The sequence below is a fragment of the Paenibacillus violae genome (genome assembly GCF_032461945.1).
Classification (GTDB): domain Bacteria; phylum Bacillota; class Bacilli; order Paenibacillales; family NBRC-103111; genus Paenibacillus_E; species Paenibacillus_E violae.
In genome coordinates, this window is the sequence record NZ_JAWCUD010000005.1 from 355,109 (window position 1) to 373,280 (window position 18,172).

Below are 18,172 nucleotides of genomic sequence, written 5' to 3' on the forward strand. Positions count from 1 at the left end.
TCTCCTTTGCTATTCGGATAGTTGATGAGCAAGCTTACAAACTTCTTCTATACAGATCTGCTTCTTTTGCTGCCACTGAGGCAACATCATCGAGCAGCTGACAGCGGCGATAACCCTCCCATGCGAGTTGCGGATCGGAGCAGCAGCGCAGTTGAATCCGATAACAGCTTCCTCCAAATCGAGCGCGAAACCTTGTTGGCGGATTTGCTCCAGGTCTTTTTTCAGTTCTTTCAAAGAGACGATGGAATGTGTAGTTAACTGTGAAAATGGTTCTTGATCTACGCGATAGAATCTATCAAGTTCTTCATCGCCAAGATCCGCCAGCATGACCTTGCCGAGTGCAGTGGCGTGCGCAGGAAGGCGCATGCCTGGTCCAGAGGCGAGCCGAACGGGCGTAAGCGCTTCCTCTTTCGCGAGATACAGAACTTCATTGCCATCTAATCTGGCTAATTGCAGCGATTCACCCAGTTTTAGCTTGATGAGAGAGGCTTCCTTGTGGAAGGACTCGTTCAAGTCTCGATGCTGGACTGCCGCATGGCCCAGGCGAGAGAGCTCGCGTCCAAGGCGGTAAGTTTCGCCGGTATCCTTCTCGATCCAGCCCAAGTTCTCCAACGTTAAAAGCAGCGAATACATCGAGCTTTTGTTGATATTGAGCGAACGCGATAGATCGATGAGTTTCAGCTGACTGGGTTGCAGCGAGATTTCCTTGAGAATAAGGTGAGCACGTTCAATGGCTGGAACGCGGTATTTATCGTCCAATGGTAGGCCTCCCAGCTCATTTGGTTTACTATACAAAACTAAGTTTACTGACTAAAACTATCATAGCATAGGCTTGTGCAAAAAAGTAGTAGGCAAAAAGAAAAGAGACTGTCCTATAAGTCATAAAAATGACTTAGGGATAGTCTCTTCTGAGGTTTAACGCCTAGCTCTTTCGCTAACGGACACCAAAGCCGTTATTCACGTTATCTGAGTGGAATTAATTAGTCTACAGATCAATTAACGGCGCTGGAGTCCGTTAGATCTACAAGGGCAGGAGAGTGACCTTAATTAAAGCAGCAAAAAGCTACAAATACGCCGGGCTGCCTGTTATACACGTAGCCCAAGCCCATAGTCTAATCTACCTGGCGCCCGGTATGAATTGCTTCAGCCATCCGCCGAAGCTCTGCGGATTCCGCGTTTGAATAAGCACAACGCCTTCGCCGCGGAATCGGCATACGACACCTTCACCGCTTGTGAAGCTGGAGAGCCAGCCTTTGGCAGCTTTCTCAATCGTATACTGCGTATAATCCGGCCATGCGACCAGATGCCCGTTATCAATGACAACCTCTTGCCCGGGAGCAAGGTTAATGGCATGAATAGCCCCGTAGGAGGAGAGGAAGACCGTCCCTCTACCGCTGATTTCAACGATGAAGAACCCTTCGCCGGACATGAAGCCGCTCATCAGATTTTGCATTTTCGTATTCACTTGAATCCCGGATGTACCGGCAAGAAAGCCGTCCTTTTGCACGTACAGCTTGTACGATCCGTCAAGCTCGACAGCTTCAATGTCGCCAATCACGGAAGGTGCCAATAGCACTTCGCCACTACCGCGAGTTGGGGTTAACTCCTGGAAGAAGAATTTCTCGCCACTCAGCATACGGCCAAGACCTTTCATAATACCGCCATCTACTGTTCCTTTAAGCTCAATGTTAGGCGACATCGAAACCATTGCTCCTGATTCAGCCTTAATGTTTTCTCCAGCTTCAAGTTCTACGCGCAGCATCGGAAATGCGCCCTTATATAAAATCTCGTGTTTCATAAATCATCCTCCATGAATAAGTAAAATTTGAATAAGAATAAGGCTAAACCGAATTCGTCTGACGCCAGGTCTCCAAGCTGCGATTCAAGTAAACGAACATCGCACAGAGCAGCAGGATACCCATGGTGATATAGAACACCGACTTAAATCCGTACGCTGCCGCAACATGACTGCCGAGTAGAGGGCCGATCAGATTGCCGAGAAACAGCGAAGACGTATTAAAGCCGTAGGCCGTTCCCTGAATTTGAGTGGGGGCCAGCTTTAAAACCAGTACGTTCAGGGAAGGGATCATGCCTCCGATGAACAGCCCCAGCAGGAACCTGCCGATTAGCAGCATTGTAATGCTGGTGGCGAAAGCCTGCGGAATGAAGGCGAGTGCCGCCATCGACAAGGCGATGACGAGTAGTTTGCGTTGGCCGATACGGTCGCCAAGCCTCCCTAAGGATGGCGCGCCAAACAAATTGGCGATCCCCGTAATCGCCACGATCAAACCGGCGAACAGCTCCAAATGATTGCCGAAGTAAATCGTCTTGGCATAGACCGTCACGATCGGCTCGATGCTCATCATCCCAATTTGCGTAATCAGCGAAGCGGCAAAGACCGGTAGCAGAGGGCGAAATAGGCGCCATTCTGTACGCTGGCGCACTTTTTTCTGAACGGGGGCTTTGCGCTCCTCATGAACGAAAATCATCACGATGAGGCTGGCGCAGAGCATGAGACCGCCGGTAACAAAAAAGATGTGGCTATAACCGATCATACCAGCAAGCAACCCGCCGATCAAAGGACCGACAAGCGATCCGGCGATTGAGCCCGTTTGCAGCGTGCCGAGCGACTTCCCGGAATGCTCCGGGGGTGTCACCGATGCTTGCAGGGAGACCGCCATGGAGATGAAACCGGAGAAGAAGCCGTTCAGCAGCCGAAGCGCAAGCAGCTGCCAGGGCTCCGTGACAATGCCCATCAAGGCTGTCACAACAGCCATCCCGAATCCGGCTCGAAGCAGCATGATTTTGCGGCCGCGGCGATCCGCGATGGCTCCCCAGAGTGGCTGCGTTAGAAATGAGGTGATGAATTGAGCGGCAACAATCCACCCTGTCCACCGCACGACATCGCCAACCTCGTGAACCCCAAGTTGTCCAACGTATAAGGGCAGAAACGGAAGAATTAGGTTCATTCCGCACATGATGGAAAAGTTAGCCCCCCATAATATCCATAGTGACTTTTTCCAATGTAAGGGTGCAGGCATCAGAGAGGCTCCTTATCTTTTTTTCCCAGTATAGCATACTTCACTTCGATGCCATTTATTGCGTGATTGAAAATAAAAAAGGCTATCCCTAAGCGGATGGGACCGCCTGATGAGGGATAGCTGCAAGTCTATGTATTTAAACTGGACATCACGGTCCCGAATAGGATGACTACAAAAATGAGATAGAGCACGAGACCGATAGCCGCCCAAATTAAGCTGGCTTTCGCATAATTCGACTTCGATGGGTTTTCGTTTTTGCTGAAAGCCCACACGAATAACAAGACGATATTCACAATCGGTATGGCCATCAGCAGAATGGTAATCATCCAATCCTTGACGCTTAGCACGGGCGCATGTTGTTGCTCTGGCATCGAAAGATCAACTCCCTCGCAGTCATTTACCTTACTGTATTGCCAGAGAGCCCCATATATGCCTTGAGGTTGACAGAATTAGCTGCCCGCGGCTCTTCGCGTACACCTGCACTTACCGCCGGTAGGTGCGGAAAATAATATCCCGGTTGTAGTTGCCGAAGCCTTCACCGTAAAGCGTAAGCCCGCCGACATGCGTCGCATGCTCCGGCACTTCAATCCGCAGCGTCCACTCGTTGCGCGACATGCGGATGTCCTTGATCGTGACGTCCGAAAGCCGCTGCCCGTCAAGGAAAGTACCCTGTTCGGTGATCCGTATCACCTTCAACCAACCGTATTGGTTGATAGAGTCCGGCCACCAACTAGGGGTGTAATGCCCGCGGCCTTGCCCCGAATCGCCGGGGCTTGTCCAATAGCCGAGCAGTGTGTCGTTGACATAGAAATGAATGTCCGACGGCCAATTCTCGGCAATGCCCGGCGCTTCCGAGCCAAGCTCCAGCGAAATCTCAATCTCCTCTAGCGTCTGGCTGGGGAGCAAATAATTCGGGACGCGGTACTCTACGAAGCCGCTACCGAACCAGAGAATCTTCGCATGCATGCGCTCAGGTTCGAGAAAATATCGCGGATCGTCGTATTGTCCGATCGTATGATCGGCCGTAGCGAGCCCGCACGTAGGCTGCACTTCAAAGCGCGTGTAATGTCCGATGGGAATGGACACCTCATCGAACACGCGCTTCGGCTCGCCCTGCTGCGGCAGCTGGATCTCGACACGCGAAACCGCAAGCGTGCACATTTTGTGCGTGCCGCCTTGCTTGCGTACTAACGCCGTGTGAATCAGGCCGCCGGCCTCAAGCTTCTTCACGTGCATGGTTACGATAGCGCTGCTTAAGCCAAGCGTCTGGGCTAACTCTTTCACGTTCATCTCTTGTTCGGCCAGCAAATCTAAAATTTGAAGCCGCACATCGCTGGCTAGAGCTTCATAGAGCGGCAGCCATTTACGGTCTGTTGACGCGTGTATCATGATACAAATCTCCTCTATTCCTATCGACTCATCATTTCGACTGATTCATATAAATATAAATCCAAAACATTCCCAAAGAAAGTCTTGAAATCAAGCATTGATTATTGTTTAATAAAGACAACGTCATAATATTTGTGTTAACTGATTTATATTTTTATTAATTATACGACGAGGTGAAGGCAATGTCTATGAAAGCAAGCATGATTATCGACAAAGATTTTAAAATCGGAGAAGTGGATTCCCGTATTTACGGCTCGTTTATCGAGCATTTGGGACGTGCAGTATATGGGGGCATTTATGAACCGGGACATCCGCATGCGGATGAGCAGGGGTTTCGCACAGATGTTATGGAATTGGTCAAAGGGTTGGATGTGCCAATCGTACGTTATCCGGGGGGTAACTTTGTATCCGGTTACAACTGGGAGGACGGTATTGGACCGATCGAGCAGCGTAAGAAAAGACTGGATCTGGCTTGGCGCACGATTGAGCCCAACTTGGTAGGACTTAACGAATTTATGGATTGGTGCCGCAAAGTGAACACCGAGGCGATGATGGCTGTGAACTTGGGAACACGCGGGCCGGATGAGGCTAGAGATATTATCGAATATTCCAATATCCAAGGCGGTACATACTGGAGCGATTTGCGGATCTCTCATGGCTACAAGGCGCCTCATAACATCAAAACCTGGTGCTTGGGCAATGAAATGGACGGCCCTTGGCAAACTGGAGCCAAAACAGCTGCGGAATACGGGCGTACAGCCTGTGAAACAGCCAAAGTCATGAAGTGGGTGGATCCTTCGATTGAGCTGGTCGCTTGCGGTAGTTCGAGTTTAACCATGGCGACATTCCCGGAATGGGAAGCGACGGTGCTTGAGCATACTTATAATCATGTTGATTATATTTCGCTGCATCAATATTACGGGAATCGCGATAAAGATTCAGCGAATTTCCTGGCGCAATCCATGGGCATGGATCGTTTCATTAATACCGTGATCTCAACAGCTGACTATGTTCAGGCCAAAAAGCGCGGTAAAAAGAAAATCAACCTTTCCTTTGACGAGTGGAACGTCTGGTACCATTCTAATGAAGCTGACCGCCAAATCGAGCCATGGTCCATTGCGCCGCCGCAGCTCGAAGACATTTATAATCATGAGGATGCACTCCTCGTGGGTTGTATGCTGATTTCCATGCTGAAGCGTGCGGATCGTGTAAAAATGGCTTGCTTGGCACAGCTCGTCAACGTGATTGCGCCAATTATGACGGCGAACGGCGGAGCAGCGTGGAAGCAAACGATTTATTATCCTTATATGCATGCAAGCTTGTTCGGGCGCGGAACGGTTCTTGTGCCTCTCATCAAATCACCTAAATATGATGCCAAGGATTATACCGATGTGCCTTATTTGGAGGCCGTTGCTGTTCATAATGAAGAGAAGTCGGAAGTAACGATCTTCGCTGTTAATCGTCATTTGGCAGAGGCGCTTCCGCTTGAGCTGGATCTTCGCAGCTTCGGCGCTTGCCAAGTTACTCAGCATATCGTGCTGGAAAGTGACGATTTGAAAGCCGCGAATACGATAACCGCCCAGGATCGTGTGAAACCGCACAACGGCGGCAATGCAGCGGTGGATTCGAACGGCCAAATTCACGCAACGCTTGGGAAAGCGTCATGGAACGTGATCCGTTTGAAGTTGGCATAAGCTCGGTTTTATAGGCTGGCCAAAAAGCTATGCAAAATGAGACATGGTAAGAAGGTGCGAGTGCTTCTGCCATGTCTTTATGTTGTTCTATTTAAGCATTTTTTAGTAGATAAGAAAGTATACGTTTTTTACTTTTGCTTCGCTCTACCTCGACAATCGCACTCGTCCTAAAAGGACGGTGAAGTCGCTTATCTTTGCATCATCTTAACAAAATAAATCGGCCTCGGGCATCACATACTATGACCAATCAGCACCGCGGGAAGTCTTTCAGTCGTTCAGACCGGCGAATTCTTTATTTTGCAGTACAGGCTCTGGTATGATGGAGGAAATCTTCCTTTAAGGAGTTTCCAGTATGAAAATAAAGCTGCTGCTGATGAGTACAATCATTTTATCTATGGGACTGACGGCCTGTGGAAATGGAAATAAACAACCAAATAATGCGCAGACAACGCCTGCACAAGCCGATCCACATAAGGTTTATCAGAACTTTTGTATCTCTTGTCATGGTAATCAATTACAGGGCGGAGAAGGCCCCAACATTCAAAAAGTCGGAGAACGCTTGACGGAAGATGAGATCATAAAGCGCATCCAAAAGGGTGGTGGCGGGATGCCGCCGTTCCAAGTCGCGCTTAAAGAAGAGGAATTGAAGGTGTTGGCTGCATGGTTGGCAGGTCTCAAGTAAAGGGAATAAATGGGTATCCTAAGGTTCCTTTAAGGTTATCTACATATTTTCTTCACATTTGGGGTTTACAATAGGGGCAAGAGGAGAGTGATGCAAGATGCACTTGAATTTGAAGCCCCGGAGCCGTCTTCGCAAGAAGCCGAATAAGAAGATGAGACCACAACGACTGGGTGCGACGATTTCGTTAGTACTTTTTTTAATTTTATTACCCGTATTATCAGTGGCCGGCATGGAGCTACTCGAGCGCGGTTCGCTGCATAATACGATGGATTGGATAACTTCTAATCAATCACTTTTTTTACTAAACACAGGAATCACCTTTTGTTTACTTATTTTTATTTATGCCTTGGTGGGATCTTTGGCGATCTCGGGAGCCATCTCTACCTTACTTCTCGGCCTAATGGCTTTAATTTCTTACATGAAGGTGACTATGATTGGGGAGCCCTTCTTCCCGTGGGATATTTTGCTCAACAAAGAAAGTATGGATATCGCTTCTCTTGTGACGGGTAAAGCTGCGCTGATCCGAATCGGAGCCATCATTGCTTCAATTATTGTCGTACTTTCATTAAGATGGATCATTCCTCGTGCCACGATTTCTATTATCTCAAGAATTGGTTTAGGGCTGTTCTCGCTCTATGCCTTATATGCTTTTGGGATCAAAACACCATTAGCAGGCAAAATCCTGGACCATATCGGTGTGAATGAAATTGTATGGAATCAGCAAGAAAATTACGCGAATAATGGTACAGCGCTCGCTTTTACACTCAACGTCAAAAATTCCATCGTTCAAAAGCCGGAAACCTACAGTAATGAAACTATTGGAGCTGTAGCGGCAAATATAGAACAAGTCTCGCAAACACAGCCAACTATGAAAAAGGCGTCCGTTAATCTGCAAGGGAAGAAGCCGAACGTTATCTTCATTATGAGCGAGGCATTCTGGGACCCGACGTTACTGACGAATGTCAAGTTTAGTGAAGACCCGCTGCCTACGATCCATCGTTTGCAGAAGGAGTCGACTTCCGGATACCTCTTGTCTCCTCAATTCGGTGGGGGAACAAGCAACGTAGAGTTCGAAGTGCTCACTGGTAATTCGATGAGCTTCCTACCGGGGGGATCTATCCCGTATCAGCAATATGTAAGTAAACCTGTGCCAAGTTTAGCGAGTTATTTTGCCGGTCAAGGTTATAAAAGCATGGGGATTCACTCCTACGAGGGCTGGTTCTGGGATCGTAATTCCGTTTATAAGCAGCTTGGTTTTGAATCTTTCAAAAGCAGTGAGCATTTCGTGAATCCGGAGACGAAGGGTTACTTCATCTCGGATGCCGAGGTGTCTCGAAACATTATCGATGAAGTGGATAAAACGGAAGATCCGATGTTTATCTACACGGTTACGATGCAAAACCACGGACCCTACGATGATCCGCGGTACGGTGAGAATCAATTCAAGGCGGAAGGCAATTTGACGCCGCAAGCCAAATCGATTTTGGAAACTTACACACAGGGTGCGCATGATGCGGATCAAAGTCTGAAAATGCTTATCGATCATTATCAAAATTCGGATGAACCAACGATGATCGTCTTCTACGGGGACCACCTGCCGATGCTTGGTCTCGACTACCAAGTGTACAAAGAAGCCGGGTTCATCTCAACAAGCAACGCTAATGATTGGTCGCTGGAAGAAATCAAGAAAATGCACAGCATTCCGCTGGTGACTTGGTCGAATTTCGATATGCCCAAACAGGATATCCCATTGCTTAGCGATTCTTTCTTAGGTTCTCACGTGCTCGATATGCTGCACATGGAGAAACCGGCTAACTTCGCATTGAATGCGGAAATAGCCGCTCAAGTACCTGGATTGTTAAGTAATCTGGTTGTGGATCCAGACCAAACGCTTCATGCGCAGGCGCCTGATTCGGCCAAAACACTTATTGACGATTACAGGAACGTCCAATATGATCTCCTCTTCGGTAAGCAGTATTTGGCCGGATACCTTGATCATGATTATTTAACGAAGGCCTCACAGCCTAGTTACAATGCCGAGTTTGATCAACCGGACACGAAACTCCGGGCAGAAGGGGATAGCGGCAGTCCTCCGGAAGCTAAACCTGTGAGCGCGCAGTAAATATATAGAAGCAATCCCGCAGTCAGGTGATGACTATAGGGGTTGCTTTTTTTATATGAAAAAAAACATTGCCATGCATAGGGGATTTTTGGTAATATGAAACTCCGTCTCTACGCTGCGGCTGCAGTGGAACATCGTTTTTTTGCACGAAAAAACATAGGAGGTGTACGATGCTTTTCGCGGTTTTAGCCCGTAAGGCATACGCAAGGAATTTGCAATATCGCGGTTCACATTTGCTCCACAATGCTGTCAGTGCCGTGTTTGGCTTCATTTATGCAAGTATCTGGTCCGGACTCGGGAGCGATTCCTCGCTGGGCGACTACGGAGCCAAAGGGATGGTCGGCTACATTGCTTTTAACCAGGCGATCTTGTGGATTACGCAGTTTACGACGAATGGACTGGGACTCGAACAGTCGGTGCGCACAGGTCAGATTGCCGTTGATCTCATGAGACCCGTACACTTGTTCTATCAGGCCATGAGCAGGGAATGGGGCCAAATATGGTATCAGTTTCTGTATAAATTTATCCCGATTTACGTCCTCTATATGTTCATTTTCTCCTTACAGCTTCCACACAAGGCTTCCGTTTACGGCTGGACGGCGATTGCGCTGGTTGCAGCAGCTTATATCTCCATTTGCATGAACTATTTGATTGGCATCGCCGCCTTATGGACCACGGAATCCCGTTGGTTGTACTGGTTGAGCTACTCCTTCAGCATGCTGCTCTCCGGATTTTTCATACCGCTTGAATGGCTGCCGGGTTGGCTTCGCACCATAAGTAGTTTCACACCTTATCCGTACCTTCTCTATTATCCGACTCGCATTTATATGCAACTTGAACAAGGCACGATTGTGCTCGGAGCTCTTCTATGGGGCATCGGGTTTACTTGTGTCTGTCTGGCCGTCACGCATGCGGTGCGAAGAAAGCTGGAGGTGCAAGGAGGATGATGTCAGTCAAGCTCTATCTCCTGTTGATCAGGGCGAGTTTACGCAGCCGGATGCAATATAAGTTTAACTTTCTTTTCTCGGTGGTCATGGCCTCATGCATACAAGTTTCAGAATTTCTCATGGTGGCGCTGGTCATGATGCGCTTCGGCAATATCAAAGGTTGGACACTGTATGAAGTCTGTTATCTCTATGGTGTCATGATGATCTCCAAAGCGATATACCGTACACTGGCTTCGGATGTGCATCATCTGGAAAAATATCTCGTATCCGGAGATCTGGATGCGTTATTGACGCGCCCTGTGCCGGTGCTGCTAGCGCTGATGACGCAAAACTCCCGGGTACTCTTCGCTGAAATCGGGCAGGGGATCGTCCTGCTAGTCATTTCCATGCGAGTGCTGATGGCCAAAGGGCAAATCGAGTGGTCGGCCGTACCGTTAACGGCATTAATGATTTGTACGGGAGCGGTTATTTTATTCGCAATCGGGCTGGCTACGGCGGCTGCGGGCTTTTGGCTGACCCGCATCGAGTCCTTACAAAATATGACGGAAGACGCCTCTCAAACGGCGGCTCGCTATCCGCTTACGTTATATCCGAAATGGCTGCAAGGCGCCCTTCTGGTTCTTGTTCCGGTAGGTTTCGTGAACTACATACCTACCTTATATTTGTTGCGACACGAAGGCGGTATCGGCATGCTGCTGGGAACCGTGGGTGTTGCTTGTGCAGCGCTCTGGCTGGCTATGCGATTTTGGAAACTGGGCTTATCCCGTTATCAGAGTACAGGAAGTTAATCACGTTAATAACAAGGAGGGATGGCATCCACATGATCACGGTTACGAATTTGCGCAAAACCTTTCAAACCCCGGTTATCCAAGAAGGCAGATTTTCAGGTATTCGCACCTTGTTCTCGCGGGCTTATAAAGAAAAGGAAGCGGTACGAGATCTCAGCTTTGAGATTGAATCCGGCGAGTTCGTCGGGTATATTGGACCTAATGGCGCGGGAAAATCAACGACCATCAAGATGCTGACCGGCATCCTGCATCCCACATCGGGTGAAGTGCTGATCCACGGCTTAAGTCCGCAAAAACACCGAAGGCGCGTCGTTGGCAAACTTGGCGTCGTGTTCGGGCAGCGAAGCCAGCTATGGTGGGATTTGCCGGTTAAGGATTCGTATGAAATTCTAACAGCGATGTATCGCGTGGAGGAGAGCACCTCACGCCGCAGGTTAGACGAGTTGAATGAACTCCTGGAGCTTAAAGAACTGATGGATATGCCGGTTCGCAAACTTTCGCTCGGTCAGCGGATGCGTGCTGATCTGGCGGCATCCATGCTGCATGATCCGGATATTTTGTTCCTTGATGAACCTACCATTGGGCTGGATGTTGTAGCTAAAAAGAACATACGCAGCTTTTTGCAGATATTAAATCAGGAGTTTGGGAAAACGATTTTGCTGACGACGCATGACATGGATGATATTGAGCAGTTATGTAAAAGGGTGATCGTGATTAATCACGGTCAGATCGGATATGACGGCTCACTGGATACACTAAGAGACAGAATCGGTTTGCCAACGATGATGAAGATCACGTATCGAGGGGATGTCCAAGTTCCCGAGAGCTGGGAGCTGCCGTTCCGTGTAGTGGAACAGGAGGCGAACGTGCTGACGATCGCCTGCAACCGCCAGGAGCTGAAAGCGATGGACGTGCTGCGAATGGTCAGTCTTTGGGGCGATATGGACGATGTACATATGGAAGAGCCTGAGTTTGAAGAAGTCATCCATGGGGTATACAAATAGGCAGGAGGGAGAATAAATGCCAATTGATAAAGAAGAGCGGGAGCGGGAAGACCAGCGGGTTGCCTCGGTACGCTCCCAAATTAAAGAGCGAATTATCGACTTGGGGGAGACGGTGGATCAACGCCGCTCGGAAGTAACGGAGATTGGGCGCAGCTTCTGGGACGATATCTCCGTTAATGCGGACAACGCCGACGACGTAATCGAGACAGCCGCGAGTATGGCCCAGCAGGAGCATGTGCTGATGGGTCAGAAGCGCAGCTTTCAGGTGGCGCAGGATGCGCTGTACAAACTGCAGCGTGTCGTTGATGCGCCGTATTTCGCGCGCATCGATTTTCAGGAACGCGGTGAGCAGGAGCGTGAGAAAATCTACATCGGTCTCACCTCCTTCATTGATCCGAAGACAGATGAGATACTTATCTATGACTGGCGCGCACCGATAGCCAGCTTATTCTATGACTACCCGCCGGGGCCGGCCACGTACCACACGCCGGAGATGGATGTCAGCGGGGAGTTATTGCTCAAACGCCAGTACATCATTAAAGCCGGTGAGCTGCAGGATGTGTTCGACACCGGGATCTCAATCGGAGACGAGATGCTGCAGAAGATGCTCAGCCGCAGCGCCGACGAGAAAATGCACAGCATCGTGACGACGATTCAGCGGGAGCAGAATCAGATCATCCGCGATGACCGGCACAAGGTGCTTGTCGTGCAAGGCGCGGCCGGCAGCGGCAAAACCTCGGTCGCGCTGCAGCGCATCGCGTATTTGCTCTACAAATACCGGGCGACGCTCAGCGCCGATAATATGATTCTGTTCTCGCCGAACTCGCTGTTCAGCGATTACGTTTCGCACGTTCTTCCGGAGCTGGGCGAAGCGACCATGCAGCAGACAACCTTTCAAGATTATTTAACCCATAAATTAAGCGATACGGGTTTAAAGCTGGAAGATCCCTACGATCAGCTGGAATTCATTTTGACGGGGACGGAGCAAGATCCGGCTTATAAAGCAAGGCAGCAAAGTATCCTGTACAAAACGTCGGCAGCCTTCCTCAGCGTTATTGAGGCTTATGGCGAGAAACTGAAGCATGGCGGAATACGCTTCCTCGATTTGTCGGTCGGCAAGAAAGTGCTGATTACCGCAGAAGAGTTAAGCGAGCGGTTTTACAGCAAAACTTCGATTCTCGCACTCGGAGAACGGATGGAGCAATTGTCCGAGTGGATGCTGGAGAAGCTGGATGAGATCCAAGCGGATGCACAGAAACGTTTCTATCGCAAAATGGTGCGCGAGCCCAAATATGTGGGTACGGAGCCCGAGATGAAGAAGATGAGCAAAATGAAGGCGCATAAAGCGATCGCTCCGCTGAAGGAGAAGGCCCGCAACCTTGCTTATGTCGACGTACTCGGCATGTATCGAGATCTATATACGAGCAGAGAGCTCCATCAGGGGCTGATGGCTCAGGCTGGCCAGCAGCTTCCTGAGGCTTGGGCGAGCATCAGTTCTTTCACCTCGGCAGCCTTGGAACAAGGGATTTTGCACTACGAGGATGCGACACCGCTTGTGTATTTGAAGGGGCTTGTTGAAGGTCAACTGCGCGTTGGAACGATCCGCTACTGCCTGGTGGATGAGGCGCAGGACTACTCGCCGTTCCACTATGCGTATCTCAAGAAGCTGTTCCCGCGTGCCCGATTTACCTTGCTTGGCGACTGGAACCAAGGGATCTTCACGCACGCGAACGCAGCTAACGACGCAGGTGGCCCTAAGAACGAGTACAGCTCGATCAGCGAGCTGATGAAAGAGGAAGAGACGGAGACGATCCGCCTCGTCAAAAGTTACCGCTCGACGCGCGAAATCGCCCTGTTCGCCAGCCGCGTGCTCCCGTTCGGCGAGCCGATCGAGCCGTTCAGCCGCAGCGGCGAGGAGCCGCGTCTGCTGCGCGCGGCGAATGAGACCGAGCTCAGCCGCTTGGTCGCGGATACGGCGCTGATCCGTCAGCACGGCGGTGCGAGCTCCGTCGCGATCTTGTGCAAGACCGAGCGCGAGACGGAAGCCGCGCACGCAGCCCTTAAGCCGCTGCTGCCTGGCCTCACGCGGATCACGAAGGAGACGCTGCACTATGAGGCAGGCGTTATGATCATGCCGGCGTACCTCGCCAAAGGGCTCGAGTTCGACGCCGTGATCCTCTACGATGCCGGTGCGGCTGTCTACGCGGAGGCGAAGGAGCGCAAGCTGTTTTACACGGCTTGCACCCGTGCGCTGCATCACCTGGATGTCTGCTATCTTGGGGAATTGACACCTTTTCTCCCGCAAAAGTAGACATTCGTCCATACCCATTCGCCCTGCCTGACATAGGATCATACCGCTCTTCGAGAAATCGAGGGGCGGTTTTTTATTTGCATAATTCCACATGGATTGGAAAACTTAACAAATAAAAAGTTTCCACCTCATACCAAAGTGGGAGATTACCTCATGGCTGCACGTTATCGGAAAATTACCTCGCTTCAGTTGTACTACGTCATTATTATTTCAATTGCCATAACGAATCATGTGCTCTTAATCCCTGTACTGCTACATTACGGCAAACGTGATTCCTGGGTGGGAGCGGGTTTATCCATTTTGCCTACATTAGTATGGGTATGTCTCGTGTACATCATCATCAAACGCTCTAAGCAGCAGAATCTACTGCTATGGGTCGGGCAGCGATATGGAAAGTTCGTTGTATTCTTTCTAAAAGTGATCGTCATTGGCATCGCCATGACGCATGCGACCATTACCATGGAGGATATGGTAACTTGGACGCACATCTCTTATTTGCCGAGGACCCCGCCGATCATGATCTCGCTAGCGTTTATGATTTTTTGCTTTTTTGCTGCTCGTGAAGGCATCCGCGCCATCGCGATAACCTCGGGCATTCTACTCCCCGTGGTTGTCTTGCTGGGCTATTTTGTGATGGGTGCCAATTTTCAATACAAAGACTATAGCTTACTTACGCCCCTGTTTACCCATGGGTATGGGCCTGCTCTGAAATCGATGTATTTAACCAGCGGTTCTTCGTTTGAGCTGTTAAGTATTGTTTTTCTCCAGCATCATGCCGATACCCGTATCCGACTGCCCGCCTTGCTTATCGTAGCGGTTTGCTTAGTGGGATTAACCGTAGGACCCTTAATCGGGGCCATTGCGATTTTTGGACCGTTTGAAGCAGATCAACTCAGGTATCCGGCTTTTGAACAATGGCGTATGGTGACGCTTGGGAAATATATTTCCCATTTGGATTTTTTATCGATTTTTCAGTGGATATCAGGCGCTTGTATCCGTATGTCCATGCTGATGTTTCTCACTATTGACGTGTTGATGATTCAAAAGAAACGTACCCGCACATGGCTGCTGATAGGGATAAGCTTTTTTTTCGTTACGATGTGTCTATTGCCGGTCACGGACAATCAAATGGTGAATTTTATTCAGGACTGGTATTACCCCATGATGTTTGTTACTGGCGCAGGATTAATCCTGGTGCTGTTTGTGCTGATCTTCCTGCCGATGAGGCGAAAGGAGAACGTGATGAAGTGAACGAGCGAGATTTGCGAGATTGGTTTGCCTCGTCGGCCGATGTCATCATTAAAGAGTACCTGTTCTCAGAAGGGGATGCCAGTAAAAAGATCCTGCTCATGTATTGCGACGGTATGATTAATAAGGATCATATTGAGCAGCGTGTACTTCCTAACCTTCAATATGTCATCTCGCATCACCGGGAAGGGGGCATGTCCAATTTCGCGCTCCCTACACTGCTTCAAATGCTGGAGATGACCGGACCTGATGTGATGGAAACGATGACAGTCAATCTATATTCAGGGTTTCTGATTATGTACTTTGAAGAGCAGCAGCGCCTTTTTGGGCTTGATTTGTCCAATCCGCCTAACCGATCGCCGGAAGAGTCTAATACGGAGACTTCAATTAAAGGACCAAGGGATGGGTTCACGGAGAGCATCGTTACCAACATCGCTCTGATTCGCAAAAGGCTGTTAACCCGCAGTCTTTGCTGCGAGAAAATGGAAATTGGCAAGCGCAGCCATACTTCCGTAGCTCTTATGTATATCGATGATGTCATCGATTCGGATGTGCTTCAGGATGCCAGGCGCCGATTGCAAGAAATTGATCTCGATGCCTTGATTTCCAGTTCGCAATTGGAAGAGCTGCTAACAGAGCAAAAGTACAATTTTTTCCCGTTGCTGGATTATGCGGGTAGACCTGACTTTGTAGCGGATAGCTTGCTGCGCGGACGATTCGTCATCATTGTTGACGGTTCGCCGATGGCCCTCATCGCTCCGGCAAATTTGATGTTTATTTTAAAATCGCCAGAAGATGTACACTCTCCTTTTTACTATGTGGCGTTCGAACGAGTACTGCGATTGGGGGGATTGATTGTAGCCACGTTTCTTCCTGGCTTCTGGATTTCGCTGTCTGCCTTTAATATCGATCAAATCCCTTTTTCTTTAGTCGCTACCATATCCTCTTCCAGACTGGGATTACCGCTATCGGGTCCTATGGATTTTATTATTATGCTGCTGCTGTTTGAATTGTTTCGAGAAGCTGGCGCAAGGCTTCCTAAAGTCGTTGGACAAACCGTTACCGTTGTTGGAGGGCTGATTGTTGGCGACGCAGCGATTCGTTCCGGTATCACTAGCCCGACGACCCTTGTTATCACCTCGATATCGACGATAGCCATGTATACCCTCGTGAACCAGACACTTGCTGGAATTGTGACGATCCTGCGGGTGATTATTTTATTGGAATCCACGATCTTTGGGATCTATGGGTTCATGGTGTCATTGATTGGGCTTGTTTTATACATGTCGACCTTGGAGTCATTTGGCGTTCCCTACTTGTCGCCACTATCACCGCCACGCTTTAAGGAAATGGTCACTGCGGTTTTCGCCAAGCCTTTCAGCGCAATGAAGAGCAGGCCTAAGATGCTAAGCCCTAAGGACGACACACGTCAGAGCGAGGATCCTCAATGATGATGAAGCGAGTAGGACGGATCATGATAGGCGTGTTGATTCTCACCAGCCTTACAGGCTGCTGGGATATGAAAACGATCCAAGACACGAACTACTTTACGGCGATAGGCTTCGATTTTCAAAAAGGGCGTTACATCGTCTATGCGCAGATGTTGGATTTCAGCTCCGTAGCGAAACAGGAGGGGGGCAAAGCTGGGCAGCCGCCTCAGATTTGGGTAGGTCGCGAAGATGGAGCTACGGTGAATGAAGCCTTCAATCGATTGTACAAAACGACGCAACAGCGTGTTTTTTGGGGGCATGTCAGCGCCTATTTGTTCTCCAAAGAGGCTCTGAAGCAAGGGATTAGTAAATTTATGGATGGGTCCGTTCGATACAGTGAAACAAGATTTACCCAATGGATCTATAGTACAGATGAATCAATTGAGGCTATTTTCTCCGTTGTTCCTTTTTTCAATGTCTCTCCGATGGCTTCCATTTTGATGAATCCGATTGAAAATTATCGGCAACTTTCCTTTATACGTCCATACCGATTGTACAGGGCGGCCGCTTTGCTTCGCGAACCTGGCTATACATTAATGATACCGAATTTGAGCATTCGAGAGGATGCTTGGAAGAAAAATCAGAAGCCTGATCCTAAGCTGGAAGTTAGCGGTGTTTATGCGCTAGGAAAAAACAATGTAGTCGAATGGTTTACAGATAATCAGTTTAAAGGTGACCGCTGGATGGAGAAAAGCACCGCCCGTTCGCCATTAGTCGTCTACATCAAAGGAAAGCCCGTTCAGACCGTTTCCATTCATAAACCGAATCCGCGGATCACACTGCGCAAGGGAGATAACCTGATCTTTGATGTTCATATGAGATGCAAGTCGATCACGATTGAATCTCAGGTGACCGTTGATGATGAATCCGTACGCAAACAAATTGAAAAGCAGATCGCAGAAGAAATCGAGGAAACGTTCGAACATGGAAAAGACCGAGGCGTCGATATCTATCAGTTGGAGCACGTCTTATATAAGCAGAATTTCCAGTTATGGGCCAAGCTGACTTCCAACGGCGAGCAGCCACTTGAAGGGTACCAGTTAGGGGACGTTCGAGTGGACGTTCAACTCACGCATACAGGGATGTTGAGAGAGAGGGTGGAAGATCAGCAGTACTGATAGTAGTAAATAGTGCTTTGCACGCGGGAGTCGTAAGAGGTAAGCGTAGGCTTGCCTCTTTTTTATTTGTTCTTTAGCTGGAAAAACTACCGCTAATTTATTCATATCTCTGTTTTATAGCCAAATAACTGCCCGCAGTTTCGCTCGATAATTGCCCCTCTATAAGAGTGAGGGTCTGATTTAACTGGAGTTTTTCCAGTTAGCAAACCTTCGCAGCCTGTAATCGCAGGAATTAACTGCATTATTTCCATTTAGTACTATTCTTACATACGTCGCAGCCCTACCCGATCAGTTTAGAAATATTTAAGAATTGTTTTAGGCGAGGTTAATAGGTCTTT

At 49.0% G+C, this 18,172-nt stretch carries 15 protein-coding genes; 10 read left to right on the forward strand and 5 right to left on the reverse strand.

Features of this window, described 5'->3' with window-relative positions; genetic code table 11:
• Positions 1 to 9: 9 nt before the first annotated feature.
• The 5 genes from RQP52_RS17465 to RQP52_RS17485 all read right to left on the reverse strand — a co-directional run bounded on the left by RQP52_RS17465 (position 10) and on the right by RQP52_RS17485 (position 4,430).
• Entirely contained in the window at positions 10 to 759 is a 750-nt protein-coding gene (locus RQP52_RS17465; protein ID WP_315953064.1) for an IclR family transcriptional regulator, read from the reverse strand.
• A 358-nt stretch (positions 760 to 1,117) separates the two neighbouring features.
• The gene (locus RQP52_RS17470) at positions 1,118 to 1,798 is read right to left on the reverse strand and encodes a TIGR00266 family protein (RefSeq protein WP_315953065.1); all 681 of its coding nucleotides are present in this window, start codon (positions 1,796 to 1,798) and stop codon (positions 1,118 to 1,120) included.
• A 43-nt stretch (positions 1,799 to 1,841) separates the two neighbouring features.
• Complete coding sequence (locus RQP52_RS17475; RefSeq protein WP_315953066.1) at positions 1,842 to 3,041, reverse strand: MFS transporter; 1,200 nt, start codon at positions 3,039 to 3,041, stop codon at positions 1,842 to 1,844.
• 128 nt (positions 3,042 to 3,169) lie between these two features.
• The gene (locus tag RQP52_RS17480) at positions 3,170 to 3,412 is read right to left on the reverse strand and encodes a hypothetical protein (RefSeq protein WP_315953067.1); all 243 of its coding nucleotides are present in this window, start codon (positions 3,410 to 3,412) and stop codon (positions 3,170 to 3,172) included.
• Between the two features lie 112 nt (positions 3,413 to 3,524).
• Positions 3,525 to 4,430, reverse strand: coding sequence for an ArsR/SmtB family transcription factor (locus tag RQP52_RS17485; RefSeq protein ID WP_315953068.1), 906 nt, complete (start codon positions 4,428 to 4,430; stop codon positions 3,525 to 3,527).
• Positions 4,431 to 4,612: 182 nt separating this feature from the next.
• Between RQP52_RS17485 and arfA the strand changes: the two genes are divergently transcribed.
• The 10 genes from arfA to RQP52_RS17535 all read left to right on the forward strand — a co-directional run bounded on the left by arfA (position 4,613) and on the right by RQP52_RS17535 (position 17,834).
• A complete protein-coding gene (arfA, locus tag RQP52_RS17490) occupies positions 4,613 to 6,124 on the forward strand; it encodes an arabinosylfuranosidase ArfA (RefSeq protein ID WP_315953069.1) in 1,512 nt (503 codons plus the stop codon).
• Positions 6,125 to 6,476: 352 nt separating this feature from the next.
• Entirely contained in the window at positions 6,477 to 6,806 is a 330-nt protein-coding gene (locus RQP52_RS17495) for a cytochrome c (RefSeq protein WP_315953070.1), read from the forward strand.
• A 97-nt stretch (positions 6,807 to 6,903) separates the two neighbouring features.
• The gene (locus RQP52_RS17500) at positions 6,904 to 8,928 is read left to right on the forward strand and encodes an LTA synthase family protein (protein WP_315953071.1); all 2,025 of its coding nucleotides are present in this window, start codon (positions 6,904 to 6,906) and stop codon (positions 8,926 to 8,928) included.
• Positions 8,929 to 9,098: 170 nt separating this feature from the next.
• Positions 9,099 to 9,875 carry an ABC transporter permease gene (locus RQP52_RS17505; protein WP_315953072.1) on the forward strand — a complete coding sequence of 259 codons (777 nt, stop codon included), beginning with the start codon at positions 9,099 to 9,101 and terminating at the stop codon, positions 9,873 to 9,875.
• Entirely contained in the window at positions 9,872 to 10,663 is a 792-nt protein-coding gene (locus RQP52_RS17510) for an ABC transporter permease (protein WP_315953073.1), read from the forward strand. The genes RQP52_RS17505 and RQP52_RS17510 overlap by 4 nt, the downstream gene beginning before the upstream one ends.
• 32 nt (positions 10,664 to 10,695) lie before the next feature.
• The gene (locus RQP52_RS17515) at positions 10,696 to 11,667 is read left to right on the forward strand and encodes an ABC transporter ATP-binding protein (RefSeq protein ID WP_315953074.1); all 972 of its coding nucleotides are present in this window, start codon (positions 10,696 to 10,698) and stop codon (positions 11,665 to 11,667) included.
• 16 nt (positions 11,668 to 11,683) lie between these two features.
• Positions 11,684 to 13,978, forward strand: a complete 2,295-nt coding sequence (gene helD / locus RQP52_RS17520; protein ID WP_315953075.1) for an RNA polymerase recycling motor HelD — start codon at positions 11,684 to 11,686, stop codon at positions 13,976 to 13,978.
• Between the two features lie 153 nt (positions 13,979 to 14,131).
• Positions 14,132 to 15,229, forward strand: coding sequence for a GerAB/ArcD/ProY family transporter (locus tag RQP52_RS17525; protein WP_315953076.1), 1,098 nt, complete (start codon positions 14,132 to 14,134; stop codon positions 15,227 to 15,229).
• Entirely contained in the window at positions 15,226 to 16,677 is a 1,452-nt protein-coding gene (locus RQP52_RS17530) for a spore germination protein (protein WP_315953077.1), read from the forward strand. The genes RQP52_RS17525 and RQP52_RS17530 overlap by 4 nt, the downstream gene beginning before the upstream one ends.
• A complete protein-coding gene (locus tag RQP52_RS17535; protein ID WP_315953078.1) occupies positions 16,674 to 17,834 on the forward strand; it encodes a Ger(x)C family spore germination protein in 1,161 nt (386 codons plus the stop codon). Before RQP52_RS17530 ends, RQP52_RS17535 begins: the two co-directional genes overlap by 4 nt.
• The last annotated feature ends 338 nt before the right edge of the window (positions 17,835 to 18,172 follow it).